Genomic DNA, 16,580 nt, shown 5'->3' with positions numbered 1-16,580 from the left:
ATAATCTGCAGATAATTTATTAGAGATAACTTTCTATCGAAAAGATGATTAATTTCATTTACTTTATATCATGGTGAGACGGGCGGGCGGGTGTGAGCTGAAAGGTTGAACCCGAGACAATCCTTGGCTTTGGCCGATCATGGCATGCTACCTATGCAAGCTTGGCGGGCATCCCTTGCGTTGAATTCATGCCTAGCGATTTTTGAAACTACGTTCGGCCAGGAGCTTTGCATTTTTGGGTGGTGCAACATCCCCAAGATATCAACGGGTTGGCTCTGAAATAGCCGTGGCAAGCGCTCGGTGAGGCGCTCTGCAGCCTGATTGGAAGCTATGCGAGTTTCATCTTTCGTCTAACTTTACTCGGATTGGTCATCCCTTGTTACCGACTCTTTCTCAAAGCGCGACAGCCCTCGAACTGGAGTAGGCTCCAATGAAACGCCGTCACTTTCTCGCAACCGCCGGTGCAGGCCTCGCTGCCGGCGCGGTTGCCAAGCCCGCCATCGCTCAGTCCAATCCGGAAATTCGCTGGCGTCTCACATCGGGCTTCCCGAAGTCTCTGGACACCATCTATGGCGGAGCGGACTTCCTGGCGAAGTATGTGTCGGAAGCGACCGAAGGCCGGTTCCAGATCCAGCCGTTCTCCGCCGGCGAGATCGTCGGCACTTTCCAGGCCGCGGATGCCGTCTCGGGCGGCACGGTCGAAATGGCCCACACGGCCGCCTATTATTATGTCGGCAAGGATCCGACCTTCGCGGCTGCGGCTGCCGTGCCGTTCACGCTCAATGCACGCCAGCTCAATGCGTGGCAGTATCACGGCGGCGGCATCGGCCTCGTCAACGACTTCATGGCGAAGCACAACCTCTATGCCCTGCCGGGCGGCAACACGGGCACCCAGATGGGCGGCTGGTTCCGCAAGGAGATCAAGACCGTTCAGGATCTCCAGGGTCTCAAGATGCGCATTGCCGGCATCGCCGGCCAGGTGATGGCGAAGCTCGGCGTCATTCCGCAGCAGGTGGCGGGCGGCGACATCTACCCGTCCCTGGAGCGCGGCACCATCGACGCCGCCGAGTGGATCGGCCCCTATGACGACGAGAAGCTCGGCTTCCAGAAGGTTGCACCGTATTACTACTATCCAGGCTTCTGGGAAGGCGGCCTGACGCTCCACTTCCTGTTCAACAAGGGCAAGTGGGAGTCGCTGCCGAAGAATTATCAGGCGATCCTGCAGGCAGGCTGCATGGCCGCGAACATGGACATGCTCGCCAAGTACGATGCCAAGAACCCGGCCGCCCTGCGCAGCCTGGTCGGCGCCGGTGCCCAGCTGCGCCCGTTCTCTCAGGAGATCCTCGACGCCGCCTACAAGGCGACCAACGAGGTCTATGCGGAAATCTCCGCGCAGAACGCGGATTTCAAGAAGATGATCGACTCGCTCCGCGCCTTCCGCAACGAGGAATATCTCTGGTTCCAAGTGGCCGAATACGCTTTCGACACCTACATGATCCGCGCCCGCACCCGCGGCTAAGCCTGACGCGAGTATTCTCGTGCGAAACCCGGCGTCTCAAGCGCCGGGTTTTTCGTTGCAGGGCTGGTGTGCCTCAAATGGGAGGCTGCAGGGTTGCATCCGGCCCATGGAATGATGATCTGATGGCAACCCTTGTTCGGCTTTGAACCGCACCAGAAAGATGATTCATGCCTTTGTTCTCGGTCCTCGACCTCGCGCCCGTTCCAGAAGGCTTCACGCCTTCCGACGCGTTGCGCAACACGCTCGACTTGGCGCAGCACGCTGAAGCCTGGGGCTACAACCGCTATTGGCTTGCCGAGCATCACAACATGGTCGGCATCGCGAGTGCCGCGACGAGCGTCGTGATCGCCCATGTGGCCGGCGGCACGAAGACCATGCGGATCGGCGCGGGCGGCATCATGCTTCCGAACCACTCGCCCCTGGTGATCGCCGAGCAGTTCGGCACGCTCGATGCCCTGTTCCCGGGGCGCATCGATCTCGGCGTCGGCCGTGCGCCAGGGACGGATCAGCGGACGTTGCGCGCCCTTCGCCGCGATCCCACATCTGCCGACACCTTCCCGCAGGATGTGCTCGAATTGCAGGCGCTCCTCGGGCCCGTCCAGGCGGATCAGGTGATCCAGGCCGTGCCGGGAGCCGGTTCGAACGTGCCGATCTGGATTCTCGGCTCGAGCCTGTTCGGCGCGCAGCTCGCCGCCATGCTGGGCCTGCCTTACGCGTTCGCGTCCCATTTCGCGCCCGGCGCCCTGATGCAGGCGCTCCAGGTCTACCGCGAGCGCTTCCAGCCTTCGGCCCAGCTCGACCGGCCCTATGCCATGGTGGGCGTCAACGTGATCGCCGCCGATACGGACGAGGAGGCGCGCCATCTCTTTACCTCGGCGCAGCAATCCTTCACGAACCTGTTCCGCGGCGCCCGCGGCAAGCTCCAGCCGCCCATCGACGACATCGAGAGCTATTGGTCCCCCCACGAGAAGGCGCAGGCCATGAACATGCTGTCCTGCTCCTTCGTCGGATCCGCCAGGACGGTGCAGGAAGGCCTGGAAGGCTTCATCGCGCAGACGGGCGCCGACGAAGTGATGGTCGCGGCGGCGATCTACGACCATTCCAAGCGCCTGCGCTCGTACGAGATCCTGAGCGAGGTTCATAAGGGGATGAAGAAGGCGGCGTAAACTCTTTCCGTCATGGTTGGGGTCGCCCCGGCCATCCCGATACTGAAAGCGCCATTCCTCAATCGATCGAGATCACCGGCACAAGGCCGGTGATGACGTGGAAGGGGCATGAAAGTTGTCATGCCCTTAAGCTGCCGCGCCTCGTCCCTTCAAGGTCGGATCGAGAGCGTCTCGCAATCCGTCTCCCAGCAGGTTCAGCCCCAGCACCGACAGCGCGATGGCGATGCCGGGCGCGATGGCGAGGTGAGGAGCCTGTGAGAGATAGGTCTGGGCGTCGCTCAACATGCGGCCCCAGCTCGGATTGGGCGGGCGTACGCCCAGGCCCAGATAGCTCAGGCCCGCTTCGGTGAGGATGGCGAGCGCGAGCTGGATCGTCACCTGAACGATCAGAGCGCCCGCGATGTTGGGCATCACGTCCTCCCATGTGATCCGCAGAGGATGCTTGCCGATGGCGCGGGCCGCCGCGATGTAGTCGAGCGTCCAGACCTGGAGCGCGACGCCGCGCGTGACGCGGGCGAAGACGGGAATGTTGAACACCGCAATCGCCAGAATTGCGGCGAGCGGGCCGGAGCCCACCAGGGCGCCGATCATGATGGCGGAAAGCACGGCGGGAAACGCGAAGACCACGTCCGAGACGCGCATGGCGATCTCGTCGGCGATGCCCTTCCAGGCGGCGGCCGCGCAGCCGATGGCTGTGCCGACGGCCGCTCCCAGCAGAACCGCAGGCCACGCGATGGCGAGGGAGTTCCACGCCCCGACCATGAGGAGCGAAGCGACGTCGCGTCCGAAATGATCGGTGCCGAGGATGCCGACTTCTCCCGGAGCCTTGAGGCGCATCGCGATGCGCACGCGCGTCGGCACTTCCGGCGTCCAGACGAGCGAAAGGAGTGCGGTGACGATCAGAAGCGTCGTCAGGATGCCTCCGATGACAAGAGCCGAGTTCAGCGGGATGCGGGAACGCTTGCTCATGACCGGCCTCTCAGGCGCGGGTCGAGGATGGCATAGCCTATATCGACGATGAAGTTCACGACGATCACAAGTCCGGAAAAGATCAGCACGATGTCCTTGATCACCACGAGGTCGCGCTGGTTGAGCGCCTGATAGGCCAGCCGTCCGAGGCCTGGAAGGTTGAATACGTTCTCCACGAGGATCGCGCCGCCGAAGAAGAACGAGAGCTGCAGGCCGAGAATCGTCGTGACCGGAATGAGCGCGTTCGGCACCACGTGACGGCGCAAGGTGCCGCTCTTGTCGACACCCTTGGCGCGGGCGGTGCGCACGAAATCGGCGCCGATCACTTCCAGCGTCGCCGAACGCGTGACGCGGGTGAGCACGGCCGCCTGCGGCAGGGCGAGCGCCACCGCAGGGAGAAGGAGCGCCTGGAAGGCCGGCCAGACGCCTGCGCTCCAGCCGGGGAACCCGCCAGCGGGAAACCAGCCGAGCCAGGTCGAGAAGAAGAGGATGAACAGAAGGCCGATCCAGAAGTTCGGCACCGCGACGCCGAGCTGGCTGAACACGAGCACGGCGCGATCCACGATCCCGTCGCGCCGCGCCGCGGCCGCGACGCCGAGCGGCAGGGCGAGCGCTGTCGAGATCAGGATCGCGAGCAGGCTCAGCGGCAGGGTCACGTTCATGCGCTCGGCCACGAGGGTCGCAACCGGCATCTTGTAGGTGATCGACTGTCCGAGGTCGCCGTGCAGGATGCCGCCGATCCAATGCAGGTATCGCAGGAACGCCGGCTGATCGAGCCCGAGCTCCTGCCTCAGGGCCGCGAGCGTGTCCTCCCGGGCCGCCGTGCCGAGCATGATGGCCGCCGGATCACCCGGAAGCACTTCCAGGATGAGAAAGATCGCCAGCGAGACGGCGAGCAGCGTGAGCGCCAGCGAGACGAGGCGCGAGGTGATGAGACGTAGCATGATTCAGAGACTATCCGTTCCCACCCCCTTGTGGTGAGGGTTATGGGTGGTCTTATCGAGGATCACCCTCTTACGTCATCACCGGCCTCGTGCCGATGATCCCAATCCGAAGAGCGAGGCGTTCTTCCAATCGAGATGGTCGTCCCCGGATCAAGTCCGGGGACGACCATGACGTGCAGAGGGTGTTCAGAGGAGCGGGCGCAAAGACGCGCCGCCTCACTCGCTCCACGAGACCTCCGTCACGTCGTTCGACGGGATCGGCGAGTTCTCCCACAGACCCTTCACTTTCGCGTTCCACACGCCGAGCTTCGGCAGCTGGAACAGGAAGAGGGCAGGGACGTCTGCGGCCAGGATCTTCTGCGCTTCCGCATATTTCGCGTAGCGCGCCTTCTCGTCCGTGGTCTTGGCGGCGTCCGCGACCAACGTCTTGAACGTGTCGTTCTTGTAATTGAAGTAGTAGTTGTCGCGGGCGAAGATATCGATGTCGAGCGGTTCCGCATGGGCCACGATGGTCATGTCGTAGTCCTTGGCCTTGAACACCTCCTCGATCCATTTCGCCGGGAATTCCGTCGGGATGATCTTCAGGTCGACGCCGACCTCGGACAGCATGGCGGAGAGGAGCTCGGCCGAGCGGCTGGCATAGGCCATCTGCGGGCTCTTGATGGTGATCGACAGGCCGTTGTCGTAGCCCGCTTCCTTCAGAAGAGCCTTCGCCTTCTCGGGGTCGTAGGGAATGACGCTCGTCATGTCCACGAAGGCGGGATGGTTGGGCGAGAAGAAGCTTCCGATCGGTTGGCCAAAGCCCGAATAGGCACCCTCGACCAGCGCCTTGCGATCCACCGCATGCATGAGCGCGCGGCGCACGCGCACGTCGTCGAAGGGCTTCTTGGCATTGTTCATACCGGCGACGACCTCGCCCTCCGTATTGCCCGCGACCGCCTTGAAACGCGCATCCTTCTGGAATTCCGCGAAGAGTTCCGGCGCGCCGAGATTGGGAAAGGCATCCACGTCGCCGGCCTTGAGGGCTGCCACCTGGGCCTGCGCGTCACTGATGAAACGGAAGGTGACGCTGTCGAGCTTGATCTTGTCCTTCTGCCAGTAATCCGGGTTGCGCACGAGTTCCACCCGGTCGCCGCGTGTCCAGGACTTGAACTTGAAGGGCCCCGTTCCAACCGGATTGGCCGCATTGTTGGCTGCGGTCTCGGGCGCAACGATCACCGCGTCGCCCCAGCCGAGGTAGTAGAGGAAGTTGCCCGAGGTCTCCTTGAGCTTGATCACCACGGTCGTGGGATCGGGAGTCTCGATGGACGTGATCGGCGCGAAGATCTGCTTCTGCGCATTCGTCGATTTCGGATCACGGGCGCGATCGAAGGCGAATTTCACATCCGCCGAGTCGAAGGCCGAGCCGTCATGGAACTTCACGCCTTCCTGCAGGCGGAAGGTATAGGTCAGGCCATCCGGCGAGACCTCCCAGCTCTTTGCCAGCAGGGGCTGGACCTTGCCGGCCCGGTCGATGCGCACGAGACCCTCGTAGAGGTTGACCCAGGTCACTTCACGGATCGCCACGGGAGCGGCGATCGTCGGATCGAGGCCCGGCGGCTCGATGGGCATGCCCACCACGAGGGAGGTCTTGGCGGCAAAGGCCGGGATGACGCTGACGGTGAGAAGGAGAGCGGCAGTCAGAAGGCGCTTCGTCATCAGGGCTTGAACTCCATCCAGTGGGAGATGCGACAGGTCGCGGTGGCCTCAGCTTACGCAGGACCGCGCCGGATGGAAGATGCTCATTACCGATTCTTCACTTAACTTCGGCCGAGCCGGGACTTAAACCTCGGGGCGAAGAGAACCGCCGGGACTGGCCGCCTCATGGCGATCGGTGGAATGAAAGGCTTTGACATGGCTCTTGAAACCGCTCGGGTGCCCACCGCGAACGGAGCCCGATACCTCCAGCAGCTTTGCAAGCACTGGAGTCACAAGCTGGATGTCCAGCTCTCGGACAATGGGGGAATCGTCAGATTCCCCGCCGCCGTCGCAACGATGAAGGCCGATTCCGATGCCTTGACGGTCAGCGTGGAAGCAAAGGACGACGAGACCCTACAGCGGATGAAGGGCGTCGTCGCGTCCCATCTCGACCGCTTCGCCTTCAAGGAGGCGCCTCTGCCGTTCGAGTGGGAGAAGGGCTGAGCCCCCTGTCGTCATGGCCGGCCTTGTGCCGGCCATCTCGATAAGGTGAAGCGCTGAGCCTCAAGCAATCGAGATCACCGGCACGGGGCCGGTGATGACGTTAGAGAATGATCGTCTCAGATACACCGTCCGCCGTCGACCTCCAGCACCACGCCGGTGATCATGCTGGCCTCGTCCGAAGCGAGGTATAGGGCCGCGTTGGCGATGTCCTGGGGGGTCGAGAAGCGGCCGAGCGGGATCGAGTTGACGAACAGCTCGCGCTTCTGTGGCGTGTCCTCGCCCATGAAGGTGGCGAGAAGCGGCGTCTCGCCGGCCACGGGAGCGAGGGCGCAGACGCGAACCTTGCTGGGCGCGAGTTCCACGGCCATGGACTTCGTCATGGTGTGCACGGCGCCCTTGGTGCTGTTGTACCAGGTGAGGCCGGGGCGCGGGCGCAGCCCTGCCGTCGAGCCGACATTGATGATCGCGCCGCCGCCTTGGCTTTGCATCAGCGGCACGGCGGCCTTGGCAAAGAGATAGATCGACTTCACGTTGACCGCGAAGACCCGGTCGAACTCGTCTTCCTCCACCTCCAGCATCGGTCGGTTGCGGTGGCTGATGCCGGCGTTGTTGACGACGATGTCGAGCTTGCCGAAGGCCGCAACGGTCTTTTCGACCGCGTCGTTCACGTCGGCAGCCTTCGAGACGTCGGCGGCAAGGCCGATGGCGGAGGAGCCGATCTTCTCCGCGGCCGTTTTGGCCGCCGCCTCGTTGATATCGATGATCGCAACCTTCGCACCCTCGCGGGCGAAGGTCTCCGCAATGCCCAGACCGAAACCGGAGCCGGCGCCCGTGACCAGCGCCACCTTGCCTTCAAGGCGATTCATGTTTCTTCCCTTTCAATGTGTACTTTTCCCCATTTGTGGGGAGGAGTGATGAAGTGGACGAGCCGTTGCACGACGTCATGGCCGGCCTCGTGCCGGCCATCTCGATACGGAGAAGCTCGGCGCTTCATGCAATCGAGGTCACCGGCACAAGGACGGTAATGACATCGCAGAGGCAAGCTCTGGCCGTTTACCCATGCGCGATGACGAGCGTCTTGGTCGTCGTGAACTCGACCAGGCCTTCGAAGCCTTTCTCGCGGCCGTGGCCCGAGCGGCCGAAGCCGCCGAAGGGCAGTTCGATGCCGCCGCCGGCGCCGTAGCAGTTCACGAAAACCTGACCCGCCCGAATGGAGCGGGCGACGCGCGTCGAGCGCATGGCATCGCGGGTCCACACGCCCGCGGCCAGGCCGTAGGGTGTGCCGTTGGCAAGCCGGATCGCCTCAGCCTCGTCGTCGAAGGGCGTCGCCACCAGAACGGGGCCGAAGACCTCTTCCTGGGACAGGAGGCTCTCATGCGGGACCGGCGCCAGGAAGGCCGGCGCCACGTAATAGCCGCCGGCCGGCGCATCGAGCGCCACCACGCCTTCGCCGATGACGTTGAGGCCCTCGTTGCGGCCCCGCTCCAGGTAGCCCAGGACGCGGCGCTGCTGGGCCTGATTGATCATCGGCCCAAGATCGGGCTCGCGCTCGGGATGTCCGGCCCGAAGCGTGCGGAAGCGCTCGGCCACCGCGTCGACCACGTCTTGGAAGATGCCGCGCTGGATCAGCAGGCGGCTGCCGGCCGAGCAGGTCTGGCCACCATTCTGGATGATGGCGTTGACGAGGGTCGGCAGGGCGCGTTCGAGATCTGCATCGTCGAAGACGACCTGGGCCGACTTGCCGCCGAGTTCGAGGGTGACGCCCACATGGTTCCGGGCCGCTGCCGTCTGGACGGCCGTGCCGGTCTCAGGGCTGCCGGTGAAGGACAGGAAGTCGATGCCCGGATGGGCGGCGAGCGCCGCACCGGCCGTGCGGCCGAGGCCGGTCACCACGTTGAGCGCGCCGTCCGGAAAGCCCACTTCGCGGGCGAGCGCCGAGACGCGCAGGATCGTCAGCGAGGCGTCCTCCGCCGGCTTCACGACCGTCGCGTTGCCGGCCGCGAGCGCCGCGCCGACCGAGCGGCCGAAGATCTGCATCGGATAGTTCCACGGCACGATATGGCCGGTCACCCCGTGCGGCACCCGCTCGACGCCGATGAAATGGGTGTTGAGGTAAGGGATCACGTCCCCATGCAGCTTGTCGGCGGCGCTGCCGTAGAACTCGAAGTAGCGGGCGAGCGCGATGGCGTCGGCACGCGACTGGCGCAGGGGTTTGCCGTTGTCGCGGCTTTCAAGAATCGCGAGTTCGTCCGCGCGGGCCTCGACGGCCGCCGCGAGCTTCATGAGCAGGCGTCCGCGCTCGGTCGCCGTCAGCTTTCCCCAGGCGCCCTCGAAAGCTGCGCGGGCTGCCTTCACAGCCTCGTCGATGTCGTGGGCCGTTCCGGCCGCGATCCGGGCGAGGAGCGAGCCGTCGACCGGCGAGAGAACATCGAGGGTCATTCCGTCGGACGCCGGACGCTCCTGGCCCCCGATGAGGTTCTGGAACACCATGTTGGGCGCGAGGGGCGCGCTGACCTGATCGTTCACGGATATCGTCTCCCTAAATCATCTTGTTCATGCCAGGCACGGCGGCCAGGAGCTGGCGCGTATACGCGGCCCGCGGATGCGCGAAGAGTTGCGCGGTTTCGGCCATTTCCACAATCCGGCCTTTTTGCATAACTGCCACGCGGTCGCAGATCTGGGCGGCGACCCGCAGATCGTGGGTGATGAACAGGATGGCAAGGCCGAGTTCCTCCTGAAGTCCCCGGATCAGCTTGAGAATCTCCGCCTGGACCGAGACGTCGAGGGCCGAGACGGCCTCGTCGGCCACCAGCACGTCGGGCTTCATGGCGAGGGCCCGGGCGATGCCGATGCGCTGCCGCTGTCCGCCCGAGAACTCATGCGGATAGCGCTCGATGGCCTTGGCCGGCAGGCCCACCTTCTCCAGGAGACTGCGCGCCTCCTCCAGGGCCTCGGCCGGGTCCTCCCCCTGCGTGACCGGCCCTTCCGCGATGATGCGACCCACGGTTCTACGCGGGTTGAGGGAGGCGAAAGGATCCTGGAACACCATCTGGATCCGGCGGCGGTAAGGCAGCAGCTCGCGCTGTGACAATCCGCTGAAATCCAGGTCTCCAATCTCGATGGTCCCGCCGTCCGGCTCGATCAGGCGCAGGACGCAGCGCCCCACGGTCGACTTGCCGGACCCGGATTCGCCGACGAGGCCCAAAGTCTCGCCGCGCCGAATGTCGAAACTCACCGCATCGGCGGCCTGGACCTCGCGGCTTTTGCGGAAGAAGCCGCGCCCGCCGTAAGCCTTCGTCAGGCCGTCGACCTTCAGGGTAATGGGTTGTCCGGCAAGCTGCTTCGGCGCGGGCGGCGTCAAGGAGGGCACCGCCGCCAGGAGGCGTTTCGTGTAAGGGTGCTGCGGACGGGTCAGCACGTCCTCTGCGGGGCCCTGCTCGACGAGTTCGCCGTGCTGGAGCACGGCGACCCGATCGGCGATCTCGGCGACGACGCCGAAATCATGGGTGATGAAGAGCACCGCCGTGCCCTTCTTTCGACGCAGGTTGTCGATGAGCTTCAGAACCTGGGCCTGGGTCGTCACGTCGAGAGCCGTCGTCGGTTCGTCGGCGATCAGGAGCTTCGGCTCCAGGGCGAGCGCCATGGCGATCATCACCCGCTGGCGCTGCCCTCCCGAGAGTTCGTGCGGATAGGCCTTGGCGATCAGCTCGGGGTTCGGCAGATTGACCTCCGTGAGAAGAGCGAGGACGCGGTTCTCACGCTCGGCGGGGCTGAGAAGGCCGTGTGCCCGGAACGTCTCCGCAATCTGGTCCGCCACCCGCATGACCGGGTTGAGGGATGTCATCGGCTCCTGGAACACGGTGCCGACCTCCCGGCCGCGCACGTCGCACCAGCCGGCCTCGTCGAGGGCCAGGAGATCGCGTCCGCCGAGCCGGATCGAACCCGACAGCACCGCGACGCCCGGCGGCAACAGACCGATGGCCGCCATGGCGGTCATGGACTTGCCGGACCCGGATTCGCCCACGACACAGAGCGTCTCCCCCGGGTTGATGGAGAGCGACAGATCCTTGATCGCATGCTGCCGGTCGGCCAGGGCAGGAAGGCCGATGGAGAGGTTCTGGATCGACAGCACGGGGGAGGGAGGGCTCAACATCTTGCTCCTGCTGAGGTTGGACGCTCATCCTTGCGATCTCTGCCGCTTCGTCAATCCGTCTTGTCCGGCATCATGTTGAGAATGGTGCCGGCTCCGCCATATCATCACACTCATCAGGAAGGAGCCCCGACCACGTGCACGACGTCGTTCCAAATCCGGTGAAGGACAGGCTGCGGGCCTGTCTCGACGCGCAGCGCGCCGCCTTGGCCGAGCGCGGCCCCTTGATGCCTGAGCGGCGGGCCGAGAGCCTCGAGGGACTGGCACAGGCCATCCTCCGCCACGCGGATGATTTCGCGAGCGCCATCGCGGCCGATTTCGGGCATCGCTCCTTCCATGAGACGAAGCTCGCCGACATCTATCCGGTGGTGGCCGCCCTGCGTCACGCGCGAAAACATTTCCGCGCATGGATGAAACCGCGGCGTCGGCCGATCGCGCTCATGTTCCAGCCGGGCCGGGGCCGGGTGATTTACCAGCCTCTCGGCGTCGTCGGCATCGTGAGTCCCTGGAACTACCCGATCCAGCTCACGCTCTCCCCGCTCGCCGGGGCGCTGGCGGCCGGGAACCGGATCCTGATCAAGCCGTCCGAGATCACACCGCGTACCTCCGCCCTCCTGGAACAGGTCATCGGCGAGGTGTTCGACCCGACGGAAGTTGCGGTGGTGCAGGGCGGACCGGATGTGGCGAAGGCCTTCTCGCGCCTGAAGCTCGACCATCTGTTCTTCACCGGTTCCACGGCGGTCGGGCGTCAGGTCATGCAGGCGGCGGCCGAGAATCTCGTGCCGGTGACGCTGGAGCTGGGAGGAAAATCTCCTGCTCTCGTGGCGGCGGATTATCCGGTCGAAAAGGCGGCCGAGCGGATAGCCGTGGGCAAGCTGTTCAACGCCGGGCAGACCTGCATCGCGCCCGATTACGTGCTTCTGCCGCGCGGCATGAAGGACGCGTTCATCGCGGCCTTTCGCGGCGCGGCGACGCGGCTCTATCCGACCCTCGCGGACAATCCCGATTACACGGCAATCGTCAACGAGCGGCATTTCGACCGCCTTCGTCAGCTCGTCGAGGACGCACGGTCCTGCGGCGCTCGGGCGCATGAGATCAATCCCGGCGGGGAGGCCCTCGATCCATCGCGGCGCAAGATGACGCCAGTGGTCCTGACGGACGTACCGGAGCGCGCGCTCGTCATGAGCGAGGAGATCTTCGGCCCGGTGCTGCCGGTAGTGACCTATGAGGACCTCGACGAGGCCTGCCGATTCATCGCGGCGCGCCCACATCCGCTGGCGCTCTATCCGTTCAGCCACGACCGCAGGAGCATCGACCGCATCCTCGAGCGGACCGTCTCCGGCGGGGTGACCGTCAACGATACGCTTCTCCACTGCGTACAGGAGGAACTGCCCTTCGGCGGCGTGGGTCCGAGCGGGATGGGCGCCTATCACGGCGAGGCGGGCTTCCAGACCTTCAGCCATGCGAAAGCGGTCTTCCGGCAGGCCCGCCTCAATGGGGCCGGCATGACGAAGCCGCCCTATGGCGGCCGCATGAACCGCCTCCTGTCTATGCTGCTACGCTAGAGGAATGCGCCAGCGGCACGGAGATGTCGTAGGAAATGCCGCCTTCCGCGAAGTTGAGCACCATGAAGCCACCGAGCTCCCCCTCGATGCTGCGGCGGATCAGGCGCGAGCCGAAGCCCTGACGTTTCGGCGGCGCCACGGGAGGGCCGCCGCTTTCCGTCCAGCAGATGCGCAACTGATCGGGACGGTCCTCGCTCTCGGTAATCGACCACGTCACGTCGAGAAGCCCCGAATTGGTCGAGAGCGCCCCGTATTTGGCCGCGTTGGTCACCAGCTCGTGCAGAACCAACCCGAGATTGATGGCATAGCGCGCCGGGAGCCTGACATCTGGGCCGGTCAGCACGACCCGCTCGTCGCCCTGCTTGCGATAGGGCGCCAGCTCCTGCTCCGCCACGTCGCGCAGCTCCGCCTCGCGCCAGGATTTGCGGGTCAGCAGGTTGTGCGTCTTCGAGAGCGCGAGCAGGCGGCCCTCGAAGGCCTCCTTGAACTGGGTGGGGGTCTCCGTGGTGCGCAGGGTCTGGGACGCGATCGACTGCACGGTCGTGAGAGTATTCTTCACCCTGTGGTTCAGCTCGTCCAGGAAGAAGCGCTGCTGCTCCTCCGCGTGCTTCTGCTCCGTGATGTCCTGGAAGATGCCGATGAAATAGGCTGGCCTTCTCTGGATGTCGTAGAAAACGCGGCCCTTGGAATTGATCCAGCGCAAGCTGCCGTTCGGGAGCTGGATCCGGTACTCGTCCTGGTAATCGCTGTGGTTCTTGACGGCGTCGTACCATCTCTGGATGACGCGATCCAGGTCTTCGGGATGGATGATCTCAAGCCAGTACCGGTTGTCCATGGTCTCGGTGGCATGTGTCAGGCCGAGCATAGTCGCCGCCTGTGCGGACCAGCCGCCGGCGTTCTTGTTGGGATCGAACCACCAGGTTCCCATGTGGCCCGCCTCGAGGGCGAGGCGCGCGCGCTCCTCGCTGGCCTGAAGCGCCTTCTGCCGTTCGGCCACATCGTCCATCAGGTCGTTGAACGCCCGGGCCAGTATGCCGAACTCCCCGGATTTTCCGGGCAGGTCGATCCGCGCCTGGTAGTCGCCCTGCCGCCAGGCGCGAATGCCGTCTGTCACGAGCTCGAAGGGCTTGGTGATGAAGGCGCGGCTGAGGAGGGCGGACAGGGACATGGCCAGGATGAGCGCAGCCGCGATGAGCATGAAGCCGCGCCTTGCCGCCTGGTTGATGGACGCGAAGGCGGTTTTCGTCGAAAGGCCCACATTGATGTAGATGTCGTGGGGCGGCGTGGCGATCGGGATGTAGCCGATGATGCGGCGGACGCCGTCGAGGCTCGTGGTATCCACAGTCCCGGGATCCTTCGCCTTGGCCTGACGCATGTATTCCGGGGGCAGAACCTTCCCGACCAGGCGTTCCGGGTGGGGATTCTGCACAAGCACGACGCCTCTCCGGTCGGAGATCGTCAGGGAGCCGTCATTCGGAACAGTGCGCTCCTTCAGCTTCTGGCCGAGCCATGTGAGATCGAGCGCCGCAGCCAGGACGCCGACCACATCGCCCCTGTCGTTCCAGATCGGCAGGGCAAGGGGGAGGACGGGATGCGGAGCGAGGGCGCCTTCCTCGAAGACCGGAGTATAGTCTCCGACGACGAGATCCTTGTCTCCCAAGGCTCGATGGAAATAGGAGCGGTCGGAAAAATAGTGCTGCGTGTCGATGGTCCCGGTCGGACGGCAGCGAATGTGCCCGCTGATGTCCATCGCCACGAAGGACAGCACATAGGGCACTTTCTCCTGAATGGCCTTCATGTAGGAGCTGCACGCCGCCGTGTCGAAGGAGCGGATGGACGGGGACTCGTCCACGGCCAGCAGAAGGCTGTGAATGCCATCGAAGATCCGCTCTATTTCCGCATCCACCAATTGGGCCTGTCGGAGGGCGAGATCGCTCACCTCGGCTTCCCGGGCGCGTCGCAGCGAGACTTCCGTGTAAGTCCAGATGACAATCGCCGGAAGAACCGAAATCACAGCAAGAAGAAGCAGACGCCTCGTCAGTGTCATGCAAACGCTCAGCTTATCATGGGAAGGGGACCATAAACTGCATCAACCGTCCACCCTTCTAGCGCATCGTGCGGAAAAGTGGCCCCGGTTTTCGCCGGCACGGCCCTCCGGTCCGCCCGAACGGCGTGCCTGTCCCAAGGTAAGGATCGGATGGCGCCGGTCTTGCATCTGCGACCAAGAGGTGTCAGGTGAGCGGGAATGGCGCCTCCTCCTCTTCTTCTCCTTCAGGATATCGCTCTCACCTTCGGCGGCACGCCGCTGATCGAGAGCGCCGAGCTGTCCGTCTCCCCGGGCGAGCGGGCCTGCCTTGTCGGCCGCAACGGCTCGGGCAAGTCCACCCTGCTCAAAATCGCCGCAGGCCTCATCGAGGCCGACCGTGGCAAGCGTTTCGTGCAGCCGGGGGCGGCCGTGCGCTATCTGGCGCAGGAGCCCGATCTCTCGGCCTATCCCACGACACTCGCCTATGTGGAGGCAGGCCTGGGGCCGGGGGATGACCCCTACCGGGCCCGCTACCTGGTGGAACAGCTGGGGCTGACCGGGGAGGAGAAGCCCGCCGATCTCTCCGGCGGCGAGGCCCGACGCGCGGCCCTGGCCCATGTGCTGGCCCCGCAGCCCGACATCCTCCTTCTCGACGAGCCGACGAACCATCTCGACCTACCGGTGATCGAGTGGCTGGAAGGCGAGTTGAAGAGCCTTCGGTCCGCCCTCGTGCTGATCAGCCACGACCGCCGCTTCCTGGAGAGCCTGTCCCAGGCCACGATTTGGCTCGATCGGGGCAGGACCCGCCGCATGGACCGGGGCTTCGCCCATTTCGAGGAATGGCGGGATCAGGTTCTGGAGCAGGAAGAAGCCGAGCACCATAAGCTCGGCCGCAAGCTCGTGGCCGAGGCCGACTGGCTGCGCTACGGGGTGACCGCCCGGCGCAAGCGCAACGTGCGCCGCCTCGGCAATCTCCACGCCATGCGCCAGCAATACCAGGACCGCCAACGGGCCGTCGGTACCGTCAATATGAGCCTCGCCGAGGCCGAGCAATCCGGCACCCTCGTGGTCGAGGCGGAGGGCATCTCGAAATCGTACGGTAACCGTCCCATCGTGTCGAACCTGTCCTTGCGCGTCCTGCGCGGCGACCGCCTCGGCATCATCGGTCCGAACGGGGCCGGAAAGACGACTCTCATCAACCTGCTCACCGGCGTCCTGGAGCCGGATGAGGGGCGCGTGCGCCTCGGCTCCAACCTGCAGATGGTCACCCTCGACCAGCGCCGCGCGAGCCTCGATCCCGACGCGACCGTGGCCGAGACCCTGACCGGCGGGCGCGGGGATACAGTCACCATCGGCGGGCAGACCAAGCACGTCATCGGCTACATGAAGGATTTCCTCTTCGCGCCCGAACAGGCGCGTACCCCCGTGGGCGTGCTCTCGGGCGGGGAGCGAAACCGCCTCATGCTGGCCCGGGCCCTGGCCCAGCCCTCCAATCTGCTGGTGCTCGACGAGCCCACCAACGATCTCGATCTCGAAACTCTCGATCTCCTGGAAGAGATGATTCAGGACTATTCCGGCACCGTGATCCTGGTCAGCCACGATCGCGACTTCCTCGACCGGACGGTCAGTTCCGTCCTGGTTTCGGAAGGCGAGGGGCGCTGGATCGAATATGCGGGCGGCTACACCGACATGGTGGCCCAGCGCGGTCGCGGCGTTCAGGCCCGTGTGGTCGAGAAGGAAGCAAAGCCCAGGAACGCCGAGAAGCCGGCGGCCCAGTCCGCTCCCGCGTCGAAGCGCAAGCTCGGCTTCAACGAGCAGCACGACCTGAAAACCTTGCCGAAGCGCATGGAAGAGCTGGAAGCCAAGATCGCCAAGGTCCAGGAGATCCTCGCCGATCCCGAGCTCTATTCCCGCGATCCGGCCCGCTTCCAGAAGGCCATGGATGCGCTCACGCAGTTGCAGACAGAGCTGCATGCTGCCGAGGAGCGTTGGCTGGAACTCGAGATGCTGCGGGAGGAGTTGGAGGGGTAAGCGTCGATTGTTGGGTTCTGCTCATCGAT

At 64.7% G+C, this 16,580-nt stretch carries 12 protein-coding genes; 5 read left to right on the top strand and 7 right to left on the bottom strand.

Going from position 1 to position 16,580, the window contains the following annotated elements:
• The first annotated feature begins 430 nt into the window (after positions 1–430).
• Positions 431–1,519, top strand: coding sequence for a TRAP transporter substrate-binding protein (locus tag H0S73_RS16540; RefSeq protein WP_181053174.1), 1,089 nt, complete (start codon positions 431–433; stop codon positions 1,517–1,519).
• A gap of 167 nt (positions 1,520–1,686) precedes the next feature.
• Positions 1,687–2,685, top strand: a complete 999-nt coding sequence (locus tag H0S73_RS16535) for an LLM class flavin-dependent oxidoreductase (protein WP_181053173.1) — start codon at positions 1,687–1,689, stop codon at positions 2,683–2,685.
• A gap of 126 nt (positions 2,686–2,811) precedes the next feature.
• Here H0S73_RS16535 and H0S73_RS16530 read toward each other — a convergent pair whose 3' ends face one another.
• The 3 genes from H0S73_RS16530 to H0S73_RS16520 form a co-directional block, all read right to left on the bottom strand.
• On the bottom strand, positions 2,812–3,654 hold the full coding sequence (locus H0S73_RS16530) for an ABC transporter permease (RefSeq protein ID WP_181053172.1): 843 nt from the start codon (positions 3,652–3,654) through the stop codon (positions 2,812–2,814).
• Complete coding sequence (locus H0S73_RS16525) at positions 3,651–4,598, bottom strand: ABC transporter permease (RefSeq protein WP_181053171.1); 948 nt, start codon at positions 4,596–4,598, stop codon at positions 3,651–3,653. The genes H0S73_RS16530 and H0S73_RS16525 overlap by 4 nt, the downstream gene beginning before the upstream one ends.
• Before the next feature lie 216 nt (positions 4,599–4,814).
• On the bottom strand, positions 4,815–6,296 hold the full coding sequence (locus tag H0S73_RS16520) for an ABC transporter substrate-binding protein (RefSeq protein ID WP_181053170.1): 1,482 nt from the start codon (positions 6,294–6,296) through the stop codon (positions 4,815–4,817).
• A 195-nt stretch (positions 6,297–6,491) separates the two neighbouring features.
• Here H0S73_RS16520 and H0S73_RS16515 point away from each other — a divergent pair, with 195 nt between their 5' ends.
• Positions 6,492–6,779 (top strand): DUF2218 domain-containing protein, encoded by a 288-nt coding sequence (locus H0S73_RS16515; RefSeq protein WP_181053169.1) that lies wholly within the window; start codon positions 6,492–6,494, stop codon positions 6,777–6,779.
• Between the two features lie 116 nt (positions 6,780–6,895).
• Here H0S73_RS16515 and H0S73_RS16510 read toward each other — a convergent pair whose 3' ends face one another.
• The 3 genes from H0S73_RS16510 to H0S73_RS16500 all read right to left on the bottom strand — a co-directional run bounded on the left by H0S73_RS16510 (position 6,896) and on the right by H0S73_RS16500 (position 10,932).
• On the bottom strand, positions 6,896–7,645 hold the full coding sequence (locus H0S73_RS16510) for an SDR family oxidoreductase (protein WP_181053168.1): 750 nt from the start codon (positions 7,643–7,645) through the stop codon (positions 6,896–6,898).
• Positions 7,646–7,832: 187 nt separating this feature from the next.
• Positions 7,833–9,305, bottom strand: a complete 1,473-nt coding sequence (locus H0S73_RS16505) for an aldehyde dehydrogenase family protein (RefSeq protein ID WP_425488197.1) — start codon at positions 9,303–9,305, stop codon at positions 7,833–7,835.
• A 13-nt stretch (positions 9,306–9,318) separates the two neighbouring features.
• Positions 9,319–10,932 carry an ABC transporter ATP-binding protein gene (locus H0S73_RS16500; protein WP_181053167.1) on the bottom strand — a complete coding sequence of 538 codons (1,614 nt, stop codon included), beginning with the start codon at positions 10,930–10,932 and terminating at the stop codon, positions 9,319–9,321.
• 134 nt (positions 10,933–11,066) lie between these two features.
• Between H0S73_RS16500 and H0S73_RS16495 the strand changes: the two genes are divergently transcribed.
• Entirely contained in the window at positions 11,067–12,494 is a 1,428-nt protein-coding gene (locus H0S73_RS16495; RefSeq protein WP_181053166.1) for an aldehyde dehydrogenase family protein, read from the top strand.
• On the opposite strand, the gene H0S73_RS16490 is transcribed toward H0S73_RS16495, so the two are convergent.
• Positions 12,478–14,541, bottom strand: a complete 2,064-nt coding sequence (locus H0S73_RS16490) for a sensor histidine kinase (RefSeq protein WP_181053165.1) — start codon at positions 14,539–14,541, stop codon at positions 12,478–12,480. The two genes, H0S73_RS16495 and H0S73_RS16490, sit on opposite strands and share 17 nt — an antisense overlap.
• A 198-nt stretch (positions 14,542–14,739) precedes the next feature.
• Between H0S73_RS16490 and H0S73_RS16485 the strand changes: the two genes are divergently transcribed.
• Complete coding sequence (locus H0S73_RS16485) at positions 14,740–16,551, top strand: ABC-F family ATP-binding cassette domain-containing protein (RefSeq protein ID WP_181053164.1); 1,812 nt, start codon at positions 14,740–14,742, stop codon at positions 16,549–16,551.
• The last annotated feature ends 29 nt before the right edge of the window (positions 16,552–16,580 follow it).

The organism is Microvirga mediterraneensis, from assembly GCF_013520865.1.
Classification (GTDB): domain Bacteria; phylum Pseudomonadota; class Alphaproteobacteria; order Rhizobiales; family Beijerinckiaceae; genus Microvirga; species Microvirga mediterraneensis.
The sequence above is the reverse complement of the archived record's forward strand: the minus strand, read 5'-3'. Positions and strand labels throughout refer to the sequence as shown.